Below are 20,061 nucleotides of genomic sequence, written 5' to 3' on the forward strand. Positions count from 1 at the left end.
GTCGCCTCTGACAATCAAAGACTAAAAAATCTCGACGAATCATTCAGCAAAGACGCTGTCTACGATGGCGACTAACAAGCTCTGTAACCGCTCGTTTCAACCGCCCCCCTTTTCATTCTGAACAACGTGCAAAATGGCGCAGTTCTGTATCCTCCAATCGCATATCCATACAGTCTTGCGCCTCACGTCCTAAAGCAGGAAAAACCGCATGCGCTTTTAAAATGCCTCGGCTGATAAAGCCACATTTCTCCAACACACGAATACTTGCGTGGTTGCCAATATGCGGGGCAGTGCGAATGCGCGTTATACCTAAGCTTTGCAAGTAAACAACGCCAAGTTTGCAGGCTTGGGTTGCATAGCCTTTTCCCTGATAGCGAGCAGAAATACCAAAATGGATTTCACTGCTGTCTTGCTCAGGTATCAGCACCAGACAGCCTATTAGGAGTTTGAGAAGTAAGTTCTTCAATGGTGAAGACTAATAGATTGGGAGACTTTTGATCATATTGAGCACGCCATCTTTCGATAGCTTCAAGGGTTTGATTAACATTTTGGTGGGCTTGGCGATTGAGGAAGCGGCATGCTTGCTCATCGCCTAAATAGTTTTCAAACAGAGGAGCAGCGTCTGTTGTTTTGAGGTGTCTGATTGCCACTTGTTGAGATTCAACTCTCATCATGGTTTAGCTCTGATAAACATTCGGTTTCCAGATTTGCATGAAGTTTTCTACTGGAGCAATAGGAGTGAACCCAAACTGTTCGTACAACCCATGAGCATCGCGGGTTGCAAGCATCATACGGCGTAAGCCTTGTAGTTCTGGATGAGCAACAATTTCTGAGATCAACCACTTACTGATGCCTTTACTACGGTGTGCCTCCACTACAAACACATCGGCAAGATACGCAAACGTGGTGCGATCGGTAATTAACCGAGCAAAAGCGACGAGTTGATTTTCGTCATCCAAAACCGCGAAACAGAACGAATGGCGCAATGACTTCTCAAGGCGTTCTCTTGGAATGCCCTTTCCCCAATAACTGTTTGAAATGAACTCGTAGATAACGCCTAAATCCATGTCATCTAACAATGTAGTAATTCGAAACCCTTGCATTGTATCCCTCAACATTGGTTTATATTTTCTCAGCCACACAGACAAGCGAGTTGGCATTCGCCTCAAATACTTGCGCTGACCAAGATTGGTACTTCTCTATAATTCTGAATCCCGCTTGTTCAAGGAAAACCTCTATGTCTTCCAGCGGGCGATATTTTAAATCAATGTTGGAATGCTCAATCGTTCCACTTTCAAAATGGCGCTCTTTGTTCAAATACATGATGGACGTTTGCAAGTCATACTCGGCCTTCATACCGAAATAATTCACTTCACCATAAGTTGGAGAAACATAGGTTTGCCACAGCGCCATCTCATGATCCAATTCTAGATTCTCTGGCGTTGGTAACCGCGTATCGAAGACAAATCGCCCACCTTTTTCTAGGTGCTTTGATATTGAGCTCAGTGCGCCTGCCAGCATGTCGTCACTTAAAAAGGCCTGAAATGCATTCCCTGTCATTATGGCTAGGTCAAACTTCTTACCTAACGAAAACTGGGTTGCGTCGAGATGAAGAAAACGCAAGTTACTCCTGCTTTTGGCTTTGTCCTTTGCGTGTTTGAGCATCCCTTCAGAAATATCAATGCCAATGGCTTCGTTGAGTTGCTCAGAGACTGGAATCGTGACAATGCCGGAACCACAACAGACATCCAGTACACTTCGAGCATTGGTTTCTTCGATTAACCTTGTGATGAAAGTAATGTCGTGATGGTAATGCTGGTCGTATTGGGCATCGTATTCAATGCCCGAACCGAACTCGGTTAAATCTTGTGTTTTCAAAAACAGTCCTTGTTTGTTACTTATTTCAGCGGTGTGACTTTTTCAGCTCTAGCATCAAGTATCGACACACATAACCAACACCAGATACGTAACCAATCACATTTTCTAAGGAAACCACTTCCAACCCCGCCTGCTGACAGAGTTGCTCAACTTCACTTTCGGTATATGCCGTATGCACGACCGATCCACTATAAGTATTTCGAGGCAAATCTTGTCCATCCGGATCGTGGTATTGAAAGCTGATAAAACATCGTCCATTCGCACTTAGCTTACGCGAAATGCACTCCAGCAGTTGTTGAGGCTCTGCTAGAAACTCAGTAAAACCAAGTGCGGTGATAAGGTCGAAGGTTTGCTCAAACAAAGGGGAAAATGGCTCATCGAGGTTATGAACCGCGACGCTTTGATAGAGGTTAGTTTGGCGCGCTTTATCAACCATTTTGGACGAGATGTCTAAGCCATGGATGGTGAGATCTGGATAGTGATTTTTTACGACATGACCGATACTGCCTGTCGCACAGGCTAGGTCGAGTGCCGAGCCTTGCTCGATGGGAAAGGTTTTTAACTTCCCAGAAATCCAACGTGGGCCGACGTAATGGCTGTCATCCACCAACTTTTGATAGCGCTCCGACACATCATCATACATTTTTGCTACGTTCATCGTTTCCTCCTTGATAACCAGAACGATGCTCGAATGTAACACGCAATACGCACCTAAGCACTTATTAAATGGCTAATTTTTTATGAAACGTAACCGACTGGTTATTCAGCGCTAACCAGTAGAAATAGATGAAATTTTGAAAAGTATTGGCCTGTGATTCCGATGGAATTTTTAAGTGCATAAAGAAAAATATGTCCTGATAATCTGCTTCGATTATTCAGCGAATCTTATTTCCATCATTCTATTCGCTGTATATAAAAACAATATTTAAATTAACATAACAAACCTATCGCTTATTATTTTCCATTTAAATAATGATTCTTACTTTTAATATCATTCTATAATTAAAGTGCTCAAATTCTCATGTTGTATTAACTTGAGGTTTAATTTATGAAACTAACTCCTTATTTAACTGCTGTTGTTTCGGTCAGCTGCGCTTTTGGCGCATTCGCAGCCGATGATTCAAAAGCACTTTTAGAAGATGCACTGAGTGCTGCACCACCGACTATTCGCGATAAAGTAACAGTGATGGACTGGAACAATAATGTTCTGCAAGAAGGTTCTAGCCAATACACTTGCTTCCCAACGCCTCCTCAATTGGAAGGCACAGCGCCAATGTGTATGGATGGTCCTTGGATGGAATGGGCAGACGCTTGGATGAACAAAAAACCTTTCCAAGCCAAAGCATTAGGTATTTCTTACATGTTAGCGGGTGATGGCGGTGCCAGTAACACCGACCCATTTGCAGAAGGGATGACGGACGATAATCAATGGATTGTGGAAGGACCACACTTGATGATTATTACCCCAGACCAAGCGTTGCTGGACTCTCTACCAACCGACCCAAGTTATGGTGGCCCATACGTAATGTGGAAAGGCACTCCATACGCACACATTATGATTCCCGTTGGAGCGAGAAAATAAAAAGAAAAAATCCGATATTCAGTATTTTGAATATCGGATTTTTATTTCGTTATCGAGCCAACCAAATTCTCGCCAATATTCCTATCGGCGTTGTGATGCCTGTCGTAATAGAGGTCACTTCACCATTTCTTAAAATATAAATGGTTGGAGTCACGCTAATTTTCCATTCACGCATAATATCGCTTGAAGGATCGTTTATGTTTTCAAAACGATATTCTTTTGCCTGCATAAACTGCGCCACGCGCTCATTCGGTCCCGATGAGCCAGAAACGCCAACTACGGCATAGTCATCACTCAGCCAGCTCACGCTTGGGCTTACAAATTTACAAGCGGGACACCAAGTCGCCCAAAAATAAACAACGACAGGTTGTTCATGACTTTGTGCGATTGCATCGAAGTATTCACCATCGCTCAATACGGAGCTCAATGGTGGTGCCTCCTGTTTGGGAATATCTTTGGTGCGATACCAATCCATCGCGATAGAAATAACGGTGACAATGAGCACCATCTGTACGATTTGAACGAGCCAATATCGGACTGTTCTACGCTGCTTTGTCGAACTCATTGAATGGATCCCCCACTCGCTTGTTTCACCGCGCTTAAAACAACATCATCAGTCAGAATCACAGGTAACGGGATACCTTGTGGCGCCGCCGGGCCATAGACGATGTTAAACGGCACACCGTAACGCCCATGAGCTCGTAAAAAGTCCGTTACCGAGCCGTCCGGATGCGTCCAATCCCCTTTTAACGTCGCCACATTAGGGCTTTGCAGCAATGAGTAGACAGGATCTTGCCAGATCACGCCGATCTTGTTCGCTTTACACGTGACACACCAATCCGCAGTCACATCCACAAACACCACTCGCCCATTATAGACGTGCTCTTCAATCGCTGAATTAGAAAGCTTTTGCCAAGCTAGATCATCCGGAAGTGGCGTTGCCCATTGGTCAGCAGTGACACTGCCAAGTAGTAAGCCGCCAGCTATTAACACTAACGATGCGGTCCCCGATACAGCAAGTGCTTTCTCACCATACACACGCTTAATTCTTGCCATCATGACGACAAAAGCAACCACAGCGATGAGTGCAATCCATAACATCGGTACATGATTTGCCATTAATGAAAGTAGCCAAACGCTGGTTGCCAACATCATTATGCCAAACACGATCTTAACGACATTCATCCATGGACCGGGCTTTGGTAGTTTTAGCGCGATACTTGGAAACACAGCGACTAAGATCCAAGGCAGTGCCATACCCAATGCTAATGCTGTAAAGGTTGCAAATAACGTTAATACGTCCGCGCCCAAGGCAAAAGCAACGGCAGTGCCTAAAAACGGTGCGGAACAAGGTGTCGCAAGCAAAGTGGCGAACATACCTTGAACGTAGTGACCCACTAGAGAGTTATCACCTTTCGATGCGAGCCATGTATTAGTACCCGATGACAGACGGATTTCAAATAACCCCAACATATTGGCGCCGAACAAAGCAGTGACTAGTACCATCAATCCTAGGAACCAAGGGCTTTGGAACTGCACGCCCCAACCGATCGCGTTACCCGTAAGCTTCAACACCAAAATGAATCCAGCTATCAGCCAGAACGAAGTGAGAATCCCCAGAGAAGAAGCGATAAACTGGGTACGAATTTGACGGCGCTCTACACCATGCGCAGCCACAATACTGCTGAGCTTCATCCCCAATACAGGCAGCACACACGGCATGATGTTCAAAATCAAACCGCCTAACAATGCAAATAAGAAAATACTCGCTAAAGAGGTAGTTGGCAGTGACGATGTAACCGCTCCTGCTTGTGCTTGTGTTACCTCTTCGACCAGCAAATTATCATCTTTGATAGAAACATATAACGATTGTTCATTAAGCTCTACCTCACCCAGCCAGGTATTAACCGAGTAATTTGCTGTGACGATATCACCTTCTTGCTGAAGTCCATCCAACTTGAAGCTGTAGTCACGAATCGCATCACCAACACCATCTACCAACACTTGAGGATTTTGCCAACCTTGCGTGTTCTTTAGTTTGATTTGTAATTTGGATTGAGTCGCATCCCAATTTGTTTGCGTGACCTCAACAAAAGGCGAAGATTGAGGAACATTACTCACCGCTTGGGCGTAACTGAACATCACGTCTTCGTCCACTTTCAGCTCAGAAGGTAAGAACGTCAATTGAATTTGGTAGTCCGTCAGCACACAAATCGTCGTACAGGAAGAAAGCGTGAGCACTGCATCAATCGTGACGGGTTTCGACATATCGTCGATATGCAGCGTCATTGGGAACAAAGTGTCGCCTTTGTAACCGAGAGTCTCAATGCCCAATAACTCGAACTTTTGCGGATATGGCCATTGCCAATCAACCTTGCTCAGGTTTTGCGAGTTTTGCCAATCTATCGATGGCGCGACACCACCCTCGCCCGGCGATCGCCAATAAGTTTTCCAGTCTCCGCTCAACTTAACATCCAAATAACCTGTAAGTGTTTTGGCTTGCGGATCTTGTTGACCCGTTAGTACAAAGCGCGTTTGCACTGGAGGATGTTGCGGGTTGGTCATCCAACCGGTATCGGTAGTTTGTGCTGAAATATTCAGAGAGAACAAACTCGAAGTCAGCGTCATAAAGAACATAGACGCGAACTGAGTCAGTTTGGTAATTTGATTCATAGTAATTCCTAATAATAAAAACAAATGTGCTAAATCGCTGACGTTATTGGTCAGAAAGCACGTTTTTATTCTTGGAATACACAGAAAGTCAGATGGACTCGATACTTACGACCTATCGGCTCCGTCCAATGTTGTGCGCGAATATAAGTGCAGCACATCCAAATAGCCGACGCCAAAAGACCGACAAACAGAACAACAATAAATGCATCGATCTGATGTTGAGAAAATTGAATTAACTTTTCAGACAATTCGCATTTGCTGGTTTCTTTAGCATCAATCGACTTGACGCTCGACCCCTCATCAGTAAGTGAAACAGCAGGCGATACCGTCTCGTACTTCATAGAGCATGACGATGCAAAACCTGAATTTTGCATCAGACACACGACAACCACCCAGCCAATAATCGCTAGTAGCCATTTCACCCGTTTATGTGGTGTGTGATGTCGTTTAGTCAATAAACTCATAAGAATTCAGATAAAGTAGGAACGAAGAAGATAATACGCGAGTCGTCATAAAGCTCAAGTTGTATCCACAAATAACATTAAGAAGCGTCACTCACTAAGCTCTAATCTAGCTTGCCATAAATATATGCCAACTCTGCGACGGTTTTCGCTGAGAACTTTTTCAATAGGTTGGCGCGGTGTACTTCAACCGTGCGCATTGCAATGCAAAGTTCGTCGGCAATTCGAATGTTGCGCTTGCCTGCAATGATCAAACGTAAAATGTCTTTTTCTCTGGGAGTGAGCGATTCATACGCCGATTTTGCCGCCGCCATATCAAGGTTTGCAGCCGACTGCACTTGCCCCTGCAAAATGGCTTGTGCCAACTCATCGCCTTTGACTGGCTTTTGGAAAAAATTGACCGCGCCAGCTTGTAATGCATCGACCGCCATCGGGACATCACCATGCCCCGTCAGGTAAATAACGGCCAAGGGGCTGTTGGCTTGATTTAAAACTTGATGGACTTGCTGACCACGAAGATTTGGCATTCGACTATCAAGAATGATACACCCCGCTTGCTGAACGTCCACCTCGTCAAGGAAAGACTGCCCATCAGCAAAAGTGGTGACGTTGAAGTCATGTTCTTCCAACATAAAAGCGAGCGAGTCACGCACCGATTCATCATCGTCGACTACAAAAACAGGTAGCTGCTTTTCACCGCTGCTCATTGAATGCTCCTATGCCTAGTTCAGATTAGTTTTGATATGGAAACACGAGCTCAACCAAACAACCATGTGGCGCTGTCGAGCTGATGAGAAACTCGCCACCATGCATTTCCATTACATCACGACAAATGGCTAACCCCAGCCCGAGCCCCTCTTCTTTGCTACTCACAAACGCTTGAGTTGGATTCTCTTGCTGCAACCCTGTGCCGTTGTCCAATACTCGAATGGAAAGTTGATTGACTTGGTAGTCACTATGCAGGGCAATTTTACCTTGATAACCTGACGAGTGATATTTCTCTTGGAACAAAGTACACGCATCAATCGCGTTACTGATCACATTAACTAAAACCTGTTGAACGCCCACAGCGTCGACAAGTACCGGACGGACGTTCCCTTCTATACTGGTCACAATCGAAATATTTTGCTTCTGCATTCGAAAATGGAGCAACTCAATCGTGTCATCAATGAGTAGTTGAAGGTCGCACGGCGCTTTGTCGACACTACGCTTGCGGATCAACGTTCTTAAGCGCTGAATAATTGCATCGGCTCGTTCAACTTGCCCCTGTATTTTCTCAAGCACTGGGACAATATCTTCATGAGGGCGTTTTTTGGCCAAGCGAAGTAAACCGCCTTCACTGTAATTGCGAATGGCCGCCAATGGCTGATTGAGTTCATGGGCAAGACTAGTGCCTATTTCACCGACAATCGCGACTCTTTGTGAATGCTCTAACTGCTCACTTTTCTCTTTTAAACGTAACGATGTCTGTTCCAACGCCTGCTTACTCTTGCTAAAACGATACTCAAGCCAGAAGTGGTAAGCGTTCAATACAATCACAAAAATGAACAGTGCCCACGCCCATTCTTGATGGCTACGCAGCCAGCGCAGCGCCTCACTCCACCAAGGTTGTTGCAACGGATGGAGGTCTAGCGCCTGATAAAGTTTGTCGATGCTCAGCAAGCTGACGGGTGACGTCCAACCTGACGCGCCGGCCGCAATAATCGCAGGGTGATCTGGCGGCACAGCAAGCAAGACTTGCGCAATCTGTTTGGCGAGCTGAGCTGAGCCACGCTCTGTTTTGGCAAATGACCAGTTTGGATATAACGGCGTAGAAACAGCGCACGAAGAATGTTCATTTGGCTGTTGATTTAGGACTCGAAAATCACCTTGCTGTAACAGACCTTCATTTTGCATCTGTTCCAATAAACAAGCAGGGATGACAGCGGCTTCCACATTACCATCACGCAATTGATACAGGTTGGCGTCAATAGGAAAGCCGAGGTAACGGACATCAGCAAAGAAATCGTTAGGATTAAGACCCATTTCGACTATCTGGTAACGCAGCGTTAAGTAACCGCCAAAGGCTTTTTCTGATACAGCAGCAACGGGAAGCCCTGAGACATCTTGCAATGTTTGATAGCTTGAACTGGCTCGAACCACCAGCGCCGAACCAATGCCGTAGTTCGAATTTTGCGGCGCTCGGCTGGTTAGCGTTGCCATCCACGATAGCGCGTATTGCCTGCCCAATCGCACTGCCTGACCGGGGTTAGTTAATATGAAGTCCATGGTCTGAAACTTCACCGCTTGGCCCATTTCATCCAAGTTAAGGGGATGAAGAACAAAATGCACATCAGAAATTTGCTGATTGAGCCAATCAATGGTCGGTTGCCATCTCTGCTCAGCATAAAGGTGACCACGTATCGCTAACACGCCCACTTCGACTTTCTGCTTGGCCTCTGGCTGCACTGCCTTTTGCTCCTGCATTTCTTGCAGATATTCTTGTTCAGAAACAGAGCCCTGAGCTAAAGATGCAAAGACAACCAAGCACAGAATCCAAAACTGAAGCAACCGTGGCGTTTTGTTCATGATGAGTCGAATCGTTCCTTCGAAAATAATGAAGCAAGAATAACAGCTACCTTCCGTAAACCACATTTGTTTTAGATCAACTTTGATCTGGGTATGTGGAAATCCACTATATCGACCTCGCAGCGCATTTCTCACAATGGAATCAGTCAGTTCAAATTCAACTAACAGCAGGTGAGTTATGGATTCCACCAAACGTCGCTTTCTTAGCGCCATTACAGCGGGTGCCGCGTTGATCCCCATTGCAGGTATTGGCACCGCAACCGCGGGCAATGTTATTCGCAACAATCAATCCGCCGACCGAAAAGGACAAGTCGGAAAACGTTACGCCATGGTGATCGATTTACGTAAATGCGTCGGCTGCCAAGCGTGCACCGTAGGTTGCAGCATTGAAAACCAAGCGCCAATCGGTCAGTTCCGAACCACAGTGAAACAATACGAAGTTACGCTCGATGACGGTTCCACAGCCACACAAGAAGCGAAGGCTTTTATGCTGCCTCGACTTTGTAATCATTGCGATAACCCGCCGTGCGTAGCCGTTTGTCCCGTTCAAGCAACCTTTCAGCGAGAAGATGGCATCGTCATGGTGGATAACAGTCGCTGCGTAGCGTGTGCGTATTGTGTACAAGCCTGCCCTTACGATGCTCGTTTTATCAATGAAGACACCCTCACCGCAGATAAATGTACCTTCTGTGCTCACCGTCTAGAACAAGGTCTATTGCCTGCCTGCGTGGAAACCTGCGTGGGCGGCGCTCGAGTGATTGGTGATTTGAATGATCCATCAAGTGAAGTCCGTCGCTTAATTACGAAGCACCAAGACGACATCAAAGTGCTAAAGCCCAATGAAGAGACCAAGCCGCATGTGTTTTACATCGGCATGGATGAACGCTTCACCAGCCACATCGACGGGCAGCCAGCTATTTACGACCCACAAGGAGAGCGAGCATGAACATCACCGAAGTGTTAGTCCAACCTCAAGCGATGGCTTGGCTCCCGTGGGCGGTGCAGTACTTCTTCTACATCGGGTCTGCTTACGCTGCCGCTATTTTGTTCCTAATCGCACTGTTATTTGAGCAATACACCAGTCATCGGTTACGCGCCGCGCTGGTGCTAACGATGGCCATCGGCGCTATCGTAGGCCCGTTGGCGTTAACTGGCGACCTTCACCAGCCGGGACGAGCTTGGCATTTTTACGCGCACATCACGCCGTGGTCATGGATGTCTCTAGGCTCGCTGTTCCTGCCTGTTTTTTCTGCGCTGGCGGTTGCGACAGCATGGCTGTATCTGCGTCAGGATCTTATCGCACTGCGAAATCAACCGGGAAAAGTACTACCTCTGTTATCTAAGTTGTCGCTTGGTGAATGGGCTATTTCTCGCAAAGTGATGCTCACAATATCTGCAATCACCGTGTTATCAGGCTTAACCATCGCCCTTTATACTGGAGCTGAAATTGCAGTCGTTCAATCGCGCCCTTTATGGCACCAACCCGCGTCACCAATTCTTTGGTTTGTCACTGCATTTATGGGCGCAGTCGGATTTTCTCTGCTGATTTGGTTACTGCTGCCTAGCCAATCGAAAACTCTCACTTCTGGTGATAACAATTTACTCAAAAAGTCACTGGTAACGAGCGGCGTTCTGACGCTGATTCTCCTACCCATTTGGGCATCCAACAACTCTACATTTTCGCTCTATTCTAGCGAACAATGGATGCACAACATTGCCTTGCTCACTTTTGTCGTTTTAGGTTGTATTTTGCTCGCCTTCATCTTCTTGCGCGATACCCAAAAGTCCGCATCAGCCAGATTTCGTCACGTCATAGGGCTCGGCTTTGTGTCTGCTGCCGCATTGGCAAGCGCGTGGCTAATTCGCTGGTTCACCATCATGGAAGTACAAACCATCGCCAAGTTCGATGCAGGGCTGTATCCATACCAACTCACTATGGATGGAAATGGTTGGATAGGCATTATCGGCATGCTCGGATTATGGCTTGCACTGGCACTGCTCGGCTCAGAGCTGGTTCAACCAAAACAAAATATCGAAGCAAAAGCCTCATCACTCACCTTAACTGAACGCTAATCAAAGAGGATTTCATCATGGATAACAAACGCCGTCAGTTTTTGAAATCAGGTATTGCAGTGGGTGGGCTTGGCGCATTCGCTGCGGGTTACGCCACCACTACCAAACATATGGTCGAGGGTGCGCTCGAAGGCACCGCAGGAGAAAAAACGCGTGATATTCACCACGGTAACTCGCTTGAACCAGAGTACACGGTCAACAACAAAGGCAACTTAATCCCGAATCCAAATCAGCGCGTCGCTCCATCCATGTGCTTTGGCTGTTGGTCACTGTGCGGGTTGCGTGTGCGCATTGATAACCGTAACGACGAGATTTTGCGTATTACTGGCAACCCATATCACCCATTGTCTCATCAGCAACACATTCCGTTCGAAACTCCAGTCAAAGATGCTTATTTAAGTTTGGCAGGAGAAGCGGGTCTTGAAGGTCGCTCCACCGCCTGTGCTCGTGGCAATGGGATGCTAGAAATTCGCAACAGTCCGTACCGCATTACTCAGCCGCTGAAACGAGTAGGCAAACGCGGCGAGGGGAAATGGATTCCGATCAGCTACGAGCAATTGATAGAAGAAGTCGTAGAAGGCGGAGATTTATTTGGTGAAGGCCATGTTGATGGCTTGCGCGACATTCGCGATTTAACAACGCCCGTTGATCCTGAAAACCCAGAATATGGACCGAAAGCCAACCAATTGTTAATGACCAACGCTGGTAACGAAGGCCGAGACGACATATTCAAACGCTTCGCGTTCAACAGCTATGGTACGCGTAACTTTGGGCATCATGGCTCTTACTGCGGCTATGCATTTCGTGCTGGCAGCGGCGCATTTATGAACGATTTAGATAAGAACGCACACTTAAAGCCAGACTTTGATAATGCGGAATACATCATCTTCATCGGTATGTCGCCAGCTCAAGCGGGTAACCCTTTTAAGCGTCAGGCGCGCCAACTCGCCAATGCGCGAACAGAAGGCAGCTTGGAATACACCATCATCACACCAAGTTTGCCTGCGGGTTCATCGAGCTTGGCGGCAGGTGACAATAACCGCTGGATACCAATCAAACCGGGCACCGACTCTGCCCTCGTGCTTGGCATGATCCAATGGATCATCGAAAACCAACGCTACAACAAAACCTTCTTGGCGCAGCCGGGGGCAAACGCGATGAAACGAGCAGGCACCGCGCACTGGTGTAATGCTACACATCTCGTGATAAGCGATGAGCAGCACCCGAGAAACGGCACGTTTTTACGCGCATCGGATCTGAATCTGCCATTCGAGGGCGAAGCGTTGTCTGATTCCGACCCGTACGTCATCGTGGAAGAGCAAAGTGGCCAATTTGGTGTTCATACCCAAACTGAGGAAGCGACACTGTTTGTCGATAAAACGGTTTCGCTTGCATCAGGCAAAGTGCGCGTAAAATCGTCTCTGCAAAGGCTCAAAGAAGAGGCGTTTAAATACAGCCTTGCGTTCTACAGTCAACAATGTGAGATCCCTGTAGAGCAAATCGCAGAACTAGCGAAACGCTTCACAAGCTATGGCACAAAAGCGGTGGTCGATACCCACGGTGGCAACATGCACACCAATGGGTTCTATAACTCGTTTACCATCATGATGCTCAATGCGTTGATTGGTAACATCAACATGAAAGGCGGCGCGGTGGCGAAAGCGGGTGGCTACCCAACTTCCGCTGCGGGTCCTCGTTACGACTTCACCAAGTTTGCTGGCAAAGTCGGCCCGAAAGGCGTCTTCCTATCGCGCAGTAAATTCCCATACCACAAAACCAGCGAATACAAACGTCGCGTTGAGGCTGGTGAATCTCCGTACCCTACTCGTGCGCCTTGGTATCCGTTCGCCGCGCCACTGCTGACGGAGCATCTGTCTGCGGCTATTGATGGTTATCCATACCGCGTAAAAGCGTGGATCAACCACATGGCGAACCCAATGTATGGTGTGCCCGGTTTGAAAACGCTGCTGGAAGACAAGCTTAAAGATCCAAAACAACTCGGTTTGATTGTGTCTGTTGATGCGTTCATTAACGAAACCACCGCATTGTCGGATTATATTGTGCCGGACACGGTCACCTACGAAAGCTGGGGTATGGCAACGCCTTGGCACGACGTTCCGGTGAAAACCGTCACCGCTCGTTGGCCGATTGTGGAAGCGCGAACAGAGAAAACCGCCGACGGTCGATCGATTTGCTTAGAGAACTTTCTGATTGATGTCGCTAAGAAAATGCAACTAGGCGGCTTTGGTGACAACGCAATTCAAGATGCACAAGGGAATTGGCACGCTCTCCACAGCGCTGAAGACTTCTACTTACGTTCCGCGGCAAACTTGGCTTATGTGAAAGGCGGCGTGCCTGAAGTTTCGGCAGAAGACATTGCGTGGTCCGGCCTAGAGCGTTTAATGCCAGCCATGCAGAAGACGCTGACAGCAGATGAGATGAAACGTGTGGCGTTTATTTTTGCTCGCGGCGGACGCTTTGAAAATGCCAGCGAAGCGTATCAAGGTGAGCAAATGAAGCACAAATGGACACGACCTGTTGCGATATGGAATGAACGTGTCGGCAGCGCAAGAAACACTATGACGGGGGATTTCTACACCGGTTGCCCAACATGGCATCCACAAAAGCTGGCCGACGGCACACCAATGGAAGACCAGTTCCCAAGCTCAGAATGGCCTTTCAGCCTGACTAACTTTAAATCCAACATTCACAGTGCGGTGTCCAACCTATCGCCAAGGTTGAACTCGATTAAAGGCGTAAACCCAGTGTACATCCATCCAATCGATGCCGAACGCGCAGGCATTAAAACGGGTGATGAGTTTGTTATCGAGACTCCATCTGCAAGCACCAAAGCACTTGCGATGATAGTCAGCGGGATTCGCCCTGGCACACTCGGGTTTGAACATGGGTTTGGCCATACCGAGCTAGGGCAACGCTCACACTGGATCGGTGATAAACAGCAACCCGTAAAAACGCGCAGCCAAGATGGCGTCAACATTAACGACATTGGCTTAATTGACCCAACCCGAGAAGGCAAAGGCGTGTTGTTGGATTGGGTGGTAGGAGCCGCGGCTCGCCAATCATTACCCGCCAAAATACGCAAGGCGTAACGCTGCAAGTTAAAATGCCTCTACCTTATAAGAGCTGCCATTTAGCAGCTCTTCACATCCTCTAAATATGTGGAAATCCACAATACCTTTCCTTATTGACAAGGCCGACAATATCGTCCCAGTGACTACCAAGTAGCACTTGGAGATATTAATAACAATTAAAGTGAGTCAGCATGTCAAAGATTCTTCCAGTGGTGACAGCCTATTTGCTAGCCACCACTATGGGCGCAAGCGCCTCGTCTATTCCGGAAAAAGCCAGCGTATGTAGCGGTTGTCACGGCCAAGATGGCATGGGACAGCCAAATATCGCTCCGATGATCGCTGGTTTAAACGCGAATTATCTCAACACCCAAATAGAACTCTTCCTTAGTGGTGAACGCCAAAATGTGGTCATGCAAGGCATGGCGAAGGAGCTTAGCGATCCTGCCGTTCGTAAAGAAGTCATGGATTACTTTGCTAACCTTCCAAGCTACGAGTTCACCAACCCAGAGCAACGCGGCGATCAAGCCGACATTCGTAACCCGTATCGTAAATTAATCTTCCAAGGCGATTGGGATAGAAACATTCCAGCTTGCGCGACTTGTCATGGAGCCAGCGGAATGGGCGTCGACAAATTCCCTCGCCTCGCAAGCCAACATGCTGATTACTTAAAAACGCAATTGATGGCATGGAAAAACGGCACTCGCAGTGGCGATCCGCTCAATATGATGGGGATCATCGCAAAGAATCTCACTGACAAAGAGATCGAAAACCTTGCTTACTACTTTGCCTCATTACGTTACTAGGAGCAGTCATGAAACGTTTCTATTCTTTGTTCGCATTGCCTCTCATCTCTGCTGCTACTTTGGCCAACGAGCCACTGCCGGATCGTCAAACTGAACTGCCTGCGGTGAAAAAAGAGAATCACGGTGAATATTTGCAGCCTCGCGATCTGAGTAAAATTCCAAACACCGCCTTTGGTGAGCAAGTAAAACGTGGTTATTCCCTATTTGTTAACTCGCAACAAATGCGCGGAAAATACGTTGGTAACGAACAAAACTGTGTGAATTGCCATATGGAAGCAGGACGAAAAGCCAATGCAGCACCTCTATGGGCGGCTTACATGGCCTACCCGGCTTATCGCAAGAAAAACGATCGCGTAAACAGCTACGCAGACCGTATTCAAGGTTGTTTCGAATATTCCATGAACGGTAAAGCGCCCGCTTACGATTCGCCAGAAATTGTTGCCCTTAGTACTTACGCCTACTGGTTGGCGATGGGCGGCTTGCTCGACAAACATGGTATGACGGATGAACCAATTCCGGAGCTAGACGCAAAAGCGTTGCAAGTTGGTGGAAAAGCAAAAGACTTCCCGCTGCCCGAAGCCATCGCGCAAGCATTACCAATTGAAGAACGAGGTAATCTCTCTGGACGTGGCTATCCAAAAATCGCCGCCCCTGAGCAAGAACCATCACCAGAGCGAGGGGCATTAGTCTACGAAAAGAACTGCGAAACTTGCCATCGCGCCGACGGCTCGGGTATCAAAGGCACCGACGGCCATTCATACATTCCTCCGCTTTGGGGCGAATTTGCGTATAACTGGGGTGCAGGTATGCACCGGATTAACACCGCGGCCTATTTTATTTACGAAAACATGCCGCTTGGGAAAAGTGTCCAGTTAAGCAAACAAGAAGCGTGGGATGTCGCGGCATACGTCAATAGCCACGAGCGTCCACAAGATCCTCGATTTAAAGGCAACGTGGGCGCAAACGCAGAGAGATATCACCAACATCAAGGCTATTACGGAAAAACAATTAGTGGAAAGCAAGTCGGATCGAATGCTTTCAAGAGCGGAACCATCGAGTAAAAAACAACCGTTCATCTTAAATACCAGTGCTCCCACCTCCCTGCTCAGGTTCTCTGAGCAGGGGTGTTTTACTCTCCTGAAGCAATTCACTTACCCTCTCCAAACCAGCAACGTTAAGTGGTTTTCGGCTTCCAACATACCCATCTTCTCAGTAAAATAGTGCGCCAAACGCAACTTTATTTATATCTTAGAACTTCCATATACTATGATGCCAAAAGTAAGAAACTCGTAAACTCCTGAATCAAAACAAGCGTGCCTAATGAAAAAAGAGTATTCTTAGGACAAATGAATCCAAAACCTACCCGATGAGTATTCAACCTAATTCCCGTCAGTTAATTTCATGCGAAGAGTGCGGCCTTGTTGTTCGTATTCCCGATATCGATCAAGGGCAAAAAGCTCAATGTCCTCGATGCGCGCATTCTCTGACAAAAGTGAATGCTAAACCCTATCAAAGCGTGATCGCCATTTCATCGGCATGTTTGATCATGTTGGTGTTAAGCATTTCTTTCCCTTTTATGTCGTTCAGTGTGCAAGGGCTATCGCAAGAAATCACCTTATTGCATGCGGCCAAAATGCTGGCTGAATTTCAAAATGTACTTTTAGGTGTGTTGCTTCTCGCAACGGTCGTCGTATTGCCTGCTATCTATGTCGGTCTCATTCTCTTTCTTCATCTCGAAGCATTAAAAGCGCGTAAACATACGCCATCCAAAAAACAGCAACGAATGGCGAAAGTTTTATGTCGCCTTCTGTTTCGAGTCGAACCCTGGCTGATGGTCGATGTATTCTTGATTGGCGTATTAGTCAGCTTAATTAAAATCGCTTCTCTGGCAGACATTGGAATGGGGACTTCATTCTGGGCGTTCTGCGTTTATACCGTGCTGGTAGTCAAATGTATTTCTATGGTTGACAAAAGCTGGCTCTGGGGACACTTCATTCCAGCCATCGTGCTGCCCGATGTAAATGAGGGCGATACGCACCATAACCACAACCATATTGGTTGCCATACGTGTCACCAACTCAACCCAATTGAAGCGAAAAAGCACCAATACTGCATTCGTTGTAAAAGCCCTATTCATAAATACAACCCAGCAGATAATTTACAAAAAGCTTGGGCGCTTTTGTTTGCGTCAGTCATTTTCTATATACCCGCGAACCTTTATCCAATGATGTATACCGTAAGCCTTGGACATTCAGAAGGTTCAACTATCATGGAAGGGGTAATACTGCTTTGGCATTTAGGTTCTTACCCTATTGCGATGGTAATTTTCTTTGCTAGCGTATTCATTCCAATGGCGAAAATGCTGGCACTCGCGTGGCTGTATTACAATGCGCAAAAAGCGCGATATCTTCCTCCCAAAGAAAGTATTTCACGCTTAAAGATATACCGCTTAACTGAGTTTATTGGTCGCTGGTCCATGATCGATATCTTTGTCGTTGCCATCTTAGTTGCACTGGTTCAGTTGCAAAACTTAATGGCGATTTATCCTGGCCCTGCTGCGCTCTCTTTCGCGGCAGTGGTCATTTTCACTATGCTTTCTGCAATGATATTTGACTCACGTTTGTTGTGGCAGTTGCCACAAAACGAAGTGCAGGAGCCGATTTCTGACAACTTAAACGAGAAAGCCAAATATGAGTGATGAGAACAACGTAACCGCTCAAATAAAACCGCAAAAGCAGATTTCTGCGATCTGGATTGTCCCGATCCTTGCGCTAGCCATGGGAGCGTGGATGCTGTTCCAATACATCAACAGTACAGGCCCACAAATTACTCTCCAACTGCCGACCGCAGATGGGATTGAGGTTGGTAAAACCGAGATCCGAGCATTGAATGTTAAAGTCGGTCTGATTACCGAAGTCACTCTCAGTGAAAACTACGATCACATCATCGCTAAGGCGCAGATGAATAAAGACGCGAAGCGCATGCTGCGAGATGACACCATGTTCTGGGTGGTGAAGCCGCGTATTGGTCGTGATGGTGTTTCAGGTTTAGAGACCTTGCTGTCTGGCGCTTATATCCAACTTCAGCCGGGTAAATCTAAAGTAGAAAAGGAGCACTTTACGGTATTAGATGTGCCACCAGTCGCTTCTCCTGATGCAGAAGGCCTGCGCCTTGTGTTAACACACCGCGAAGCCGGTAAACTAGGTGTTGGTGATCCGGTTATTTATAAAGGCTTTACCGTTGGTCGTGTAGAGAAAACCAGCTTTGATGTTGATACTCGCAAGGCGCTGTATCAACTCTTTATTTTCAAACCTTATGACAGTTTAGTGCGCACTCGTACTAAGTTTTGGCTGAATTCTGGTGTTGATTTACAGCTCAATGCCGAAGGGTTTGAAGTTAAGTTTGGCTCGCTAGAGAGCATGCTAACGGGTGGCGTTACCTTCGATACTGTTCCAGGTCTTGAGTCCGGTGAACCACTCACAGAAGACATGGTTAACTTCCGCTTGTACGATGATATTAAGCAGCTGAGAGAAGGCATGTACGATGACTACATTGAGTTCGTCATGTTATTTGATGAATCAGTACGTGGCTTAAAAGCGAATGCGCCTGTTGAGTACCGCGGTCTTCGTATCGGTACCGTGACGAGAGTACCGATGCGTTTACCAACACCAGAAGAAAACTTCTCTGCGAAAAAAATTCCTGTTTTGGTGCGCGTTGAGCTCGGTCGAGTGTACGGAGATTTAGAATCCCAATCTTTATCTATGTTCAAAGAAAAGTTGAAGGAAGAGTTTGCTCGCGGTCTCCGTGGCACCTTAAAGACTGGTAACTTGTTAACTGGCGCGCTTTATATTGATGCAGACTTTTATCCTAATGATGATCAGTACGTTCCAAGTGAATATGAAGGTTTAGATGTATTTCCAACCATGCGTGGTGGTTTTGCCCAAGTTCAGCGCCAAGTTAATGACTTCCTAAATAAGATTAACAGCTTACCAATGGAAGAAACGCTTAACTCTCTCAATGCAACGTTAAAAACGTCGGAAAAGACGTTGGCGTCAGCAGAACGTGTCGCGGACAGTATTGATAAACTTTTAAATCAAAAAGAGACGCAAGAGATCCCAACAGATATTCGCCAAAGCTTGCAGCAGTTGCAAAAAACACTCGATGGTTATGGACCAAACTCAACCATGTACAATGAAATGGAAGCCACGCTCAAAGAACTAGAAAGCGTGATGACAGAGTTTAAACCCGTACTTAAACAGCTAAACGAAAAGCCAAACTCTCTCGTGTTTGGAGAAGATGAAATCAGTGACCCAATCCCAGTTAAAGGCCAAAACTAATGAAACGAGTATTCTTTTTGTCTATCGCGCTATTTGTCGGTCTAACGGGTTGCAGTAGCGCTCCAGAAACTAAAGGGGCTTTGTACCTTCTACCTAAGGCGGAACCAGTGACGCTGAGCTCTTCTGATATCTCACAGCGCCCTACTTTAGTTGTTCGTCCAGTAAAACTGGCAAGTTATTTAAACGAAAGTGGTATCGTTTACCGAACCTCTGAGACTCAAGTTATCCAGGCAAGAAACAATCAATGGGCGCATAGTATTTCCGAGCAAATCACTCAGAGAGTCGTCACAGAACTACGCCACAAACAGACTCATTACTGGCCGACTGAAATGAACAACCTGTTGGATCAAAATGATGAAGCCAAACTACAGCTTACGTTAAATAAATTTAATGGTAGCTACAAAGGCAATATCGAAATTGAGGGGGAATGGTTACTCATCAATGCTGAAGGTAAGGTAGAAAACAGTGCACCAATACAAATCTCTCAGCCTCTACAGGACGAAGGCTATGGAGCACTTGTCGACGCACTGTCCGTCGGGTTGGAAGAACTGACTTCGGAGATTGCCAAAAAAATCTAAGATCGATGTTAATTAC

Annotated in this window: 17 protein-coding genes and 1 pseudogene; 9 read left to right on the forward strand and 9 right to left on the reverse strand. The window is 46.7% G+C overall.

Going from position 1 to position 20,061, the window contains the following annotated elements; genetic code table 11:
• Window positions 1–112 precede the first annotated feature (112 nt).
• From B7360_RS11215 to B7360_RS11230, 4 genes and pseudogenes are all read right to left on the reverse strand, one after another.
• Window positions 113–674: pseudogene (locus B7360_RS11215) on the reverse strand (GNAT family N-acetyltransferase).
• A gap of 3 nt (window positions 675–677) precedes the next feature.
• A complete protein-coding gene (locus tag B7360_RS11220; RefSeq protein ID WP_085343524.1) occupies window positions 678–1,103 on the reverse strand; it encodes a GNAT family N-acetyltransferase in 426 nt (141 codons plus the stop codon).
• 19 nt (window positions 1,104–1,122) lie between these two features.
• Complete coding sequence (locus tag B7360_RS11225) at window positions 1,123–1,878, reverse strand: class I SAM-dependent methyltransferase (protein ID WP_085343525.1); 756 nt, start codon at window positions 1,876–1,878, stop codon at window positions 1,123–1,125.
• 25 nt (window positions 1,879–1,903) lie between these two features.
• A complete protein-coding gene (locus tag B7360_RS11230) occupies window positions 1,904–2,536 on the reverse strand; it encodes a class I SAM-dependent methyltransferase (protein ID WP_025499952.1) in 633 nt (210 codons plus the stop codon).
• Window positions 2,537–2,926: 390 nt separating this feature from the next.
• On the opposite strand from B7360_RS11230, the gene B7360_RS11235 reads away from it, so the two are divergent.
• Complete coding sequence (locus B7360_RS11235) at window positions 2,927–3,460, forward strand: hypothetical protein (protein WP_012841605.1); 534 nt, start codon at window positions 2,927–2,929, stop codon at window positions 3,458–3,460.
• A 49-nt stretch (window positions 3,461–3,509) separates the two neighbouring features.
• Here B7360_RS11235 and B7360_RS11240 read toward each other — a convergent pair whose 3' ends face one another.
• From B7360_RS11240 to B7360_RS11260, 5 genes are all read right to left on the reverse strand, one after another.
• The gene (locus tag B7360_RS11240) at window positions 3,510–4,025 is read right to left on the reverse strand and encodes a protein disulfide oxidoreductase (RefSeq protein ID WP_041852915.1); all 516 of its coding nucleotides are present in this window, start codon (window positions 4,023–4,025) and stop codon (window positions 3,510–3,512) included.
• Window positions 4,022–6,133 (reverse strand): protein-disulfide reductase DsbD, encoded by a 2,112-nt coding sequence (locus B7360_RS11245; RefSeq protein ID WP_085343526.1) that lies wholly within the window; start codon window positions 6,131–6,133, stop codon window positions 4,022–4,024. Before B7360_RS11245 ends, B7360_RS11240 begins: the two co-directional genes overlap by 4 nt.
• A gap of 65 nt (window positions 6,134–6,198) precedes the next feature.
• Entirely contained in the window at window positions 6,199–6,597 is a 399-nt protein-coding gene (locus tag B7360_RS11250; RefSeq protein WP_085343527.1) for a hypothetical protein, read from the reverse strand.
• A 101-nt stretch (window positions 6,598–6,698) separates the two neighbouring features.
• The gene (locus tag B7360_RS11255) at window positions 6,699–7,301 is read right to left on the reverse strand and encodes a response regulator transcription factor (RefSeq protein ID WP_085343528.1); all 603 of its coding nucleotides are present in this window, start codon (window positions 7,299–7,301) and stop codon (window positions 6,699–6,701) included.
• A 25-nt stretch (window positions 7,302–7,326) separates the two neighbouring features.
• Window positions 7,327–9,162, reverse strand: coding sequence for a sensor histidine kinase (locus B7360_RS11260; RefSeq protein ID WP_085343529.1), 1,836 nt, complete (start codon window positions 9,160–9,162; stop codon window positions 7,327–7,329).
• A gap of 178 nt (window positions 9,163–9,340) precedes the next feature.
• On the opposite strand from B7360_RS11260, the gene dsrO reads away from it, so the two are divergent.
• The 8 genes from dsrO to B7360_RS11300 all read left to right on the forward strand — a co-directional run bounded on the left by dsrO (window position 9,341) and on the right by B7360_RS11300 (window position 20,045).
• Window positions 9,341–10,108, forward strand: a complete 768-nt coding sequence (gene dsrO / locus B7360_RS11265) for a sulfate reduction electron transfer complex DsrMKJOP subunit DsrO (protein ID WP_024703008.1) — start codon at window positions 9,341–9,343, stop codon at window positions 10,106–10,108.
• On the forward strand, window positions 10,105–11,235 hold the full coding sequence (gene nrfD, locus B7360_RS11270) for an NrfD/PsrC family molybdoenzyme membrane anchor subunit (RefSeq protein WP_085343530.1): 1,131 nt from the start codon (window positions 10,105–10,107) through the stop codon (window positions 11,233–11,235). Before dsrO ends, nrfD begins: the two co-directional genes overlap by 4 nt.
• Window positions 11,236–11,252: 17 nt before the next feature.
• A complete protein-coding gene (locus B7360_RS11275; protein ID WP_085343531.1) occupies window positions 11,253–14,345 on the forward strand; it encodes a tetrathionate reductase subunit A in 3,093 nt (1,030 codons plus the stop codon).
• Between the two features lie 221 nt (window positions 14,346–14,566).
• Window positions 14,567–15,130: a cytochrome c gene (locus B7360_RS11280; protein ID WP_371343672.1), complete on the forward strand. Its 564-nt coding sequence runs from the start codon at window positions 14,567–14,569 to the stop codon at window positions 15,128–15,130.
• A gap of 8 nt (window positions 15,131–15,138) precedes the next feature.
• A complete protein-coding gene (locus tag B7360_RS11285) occupies window positions 15,139–16,191 on the forward strand; it encodes a c-type cytochrome (RefSeq protein WP_085343532.1) in 1,053 nt (350 codons plus the stop codon).
• A gap of 305 nt (window positions 16,192–16,496) precedes the next feature.
• On the forward strand, window positions 16,497–17,828 hold the full coding sequence (locus B7360_RS11290; RefSeq protein ID WP_046874435.1) for a paraquat-inducible protein A: 1,332 nt from the start codon (window positions 16,497–16,499) through the stop codon (window positions 17,826–17,828).
• Window positions 17,821–19,467 carry an intermembrane transport protein PqiB gene (pqiB, locus tag B7360_RS11295; protein WP_085343533.1) on the forward strand — a complete coding sequence of 549 codons (1,647 nt, stop codon included), beginning with the start codon at window positions 17,821–17,823 and terminating at the stop codon, window positions 19,465–19,467. The genes B7360_RS11290 and pqiB overlap by 8 nt, the downstream gene beginning before the upstream one ends.
• The gene (locus B7360_RS11300; protein ID WP_085343534.1) at window positions 19,467–20,045 is read left to right on the forward strand and encodes a membrane integrity-associated transporter subunit PqiC; all 579 of its coding nucleotides are present in this window, start codon (window positions 19,467–19,469) and stop codon (window positions 20,043–20,045) included. The genes pqiB and B7360_RS11300 overlap by 1 nt, the downstream gene beginning before the upstream one ends.
• Window positions 20,046–20,061: the final 16 nt, after the last annotated feature.

The organism is Vibrio sp. ArtGut-C1 (assembly GCF_002105475.1).
GTDB lineage: Bacteria > Pseudomonadota > Gammaproteobacteria > Enterobacterales > Vibrionaceae > Vibrio > Vibrio diabolicus.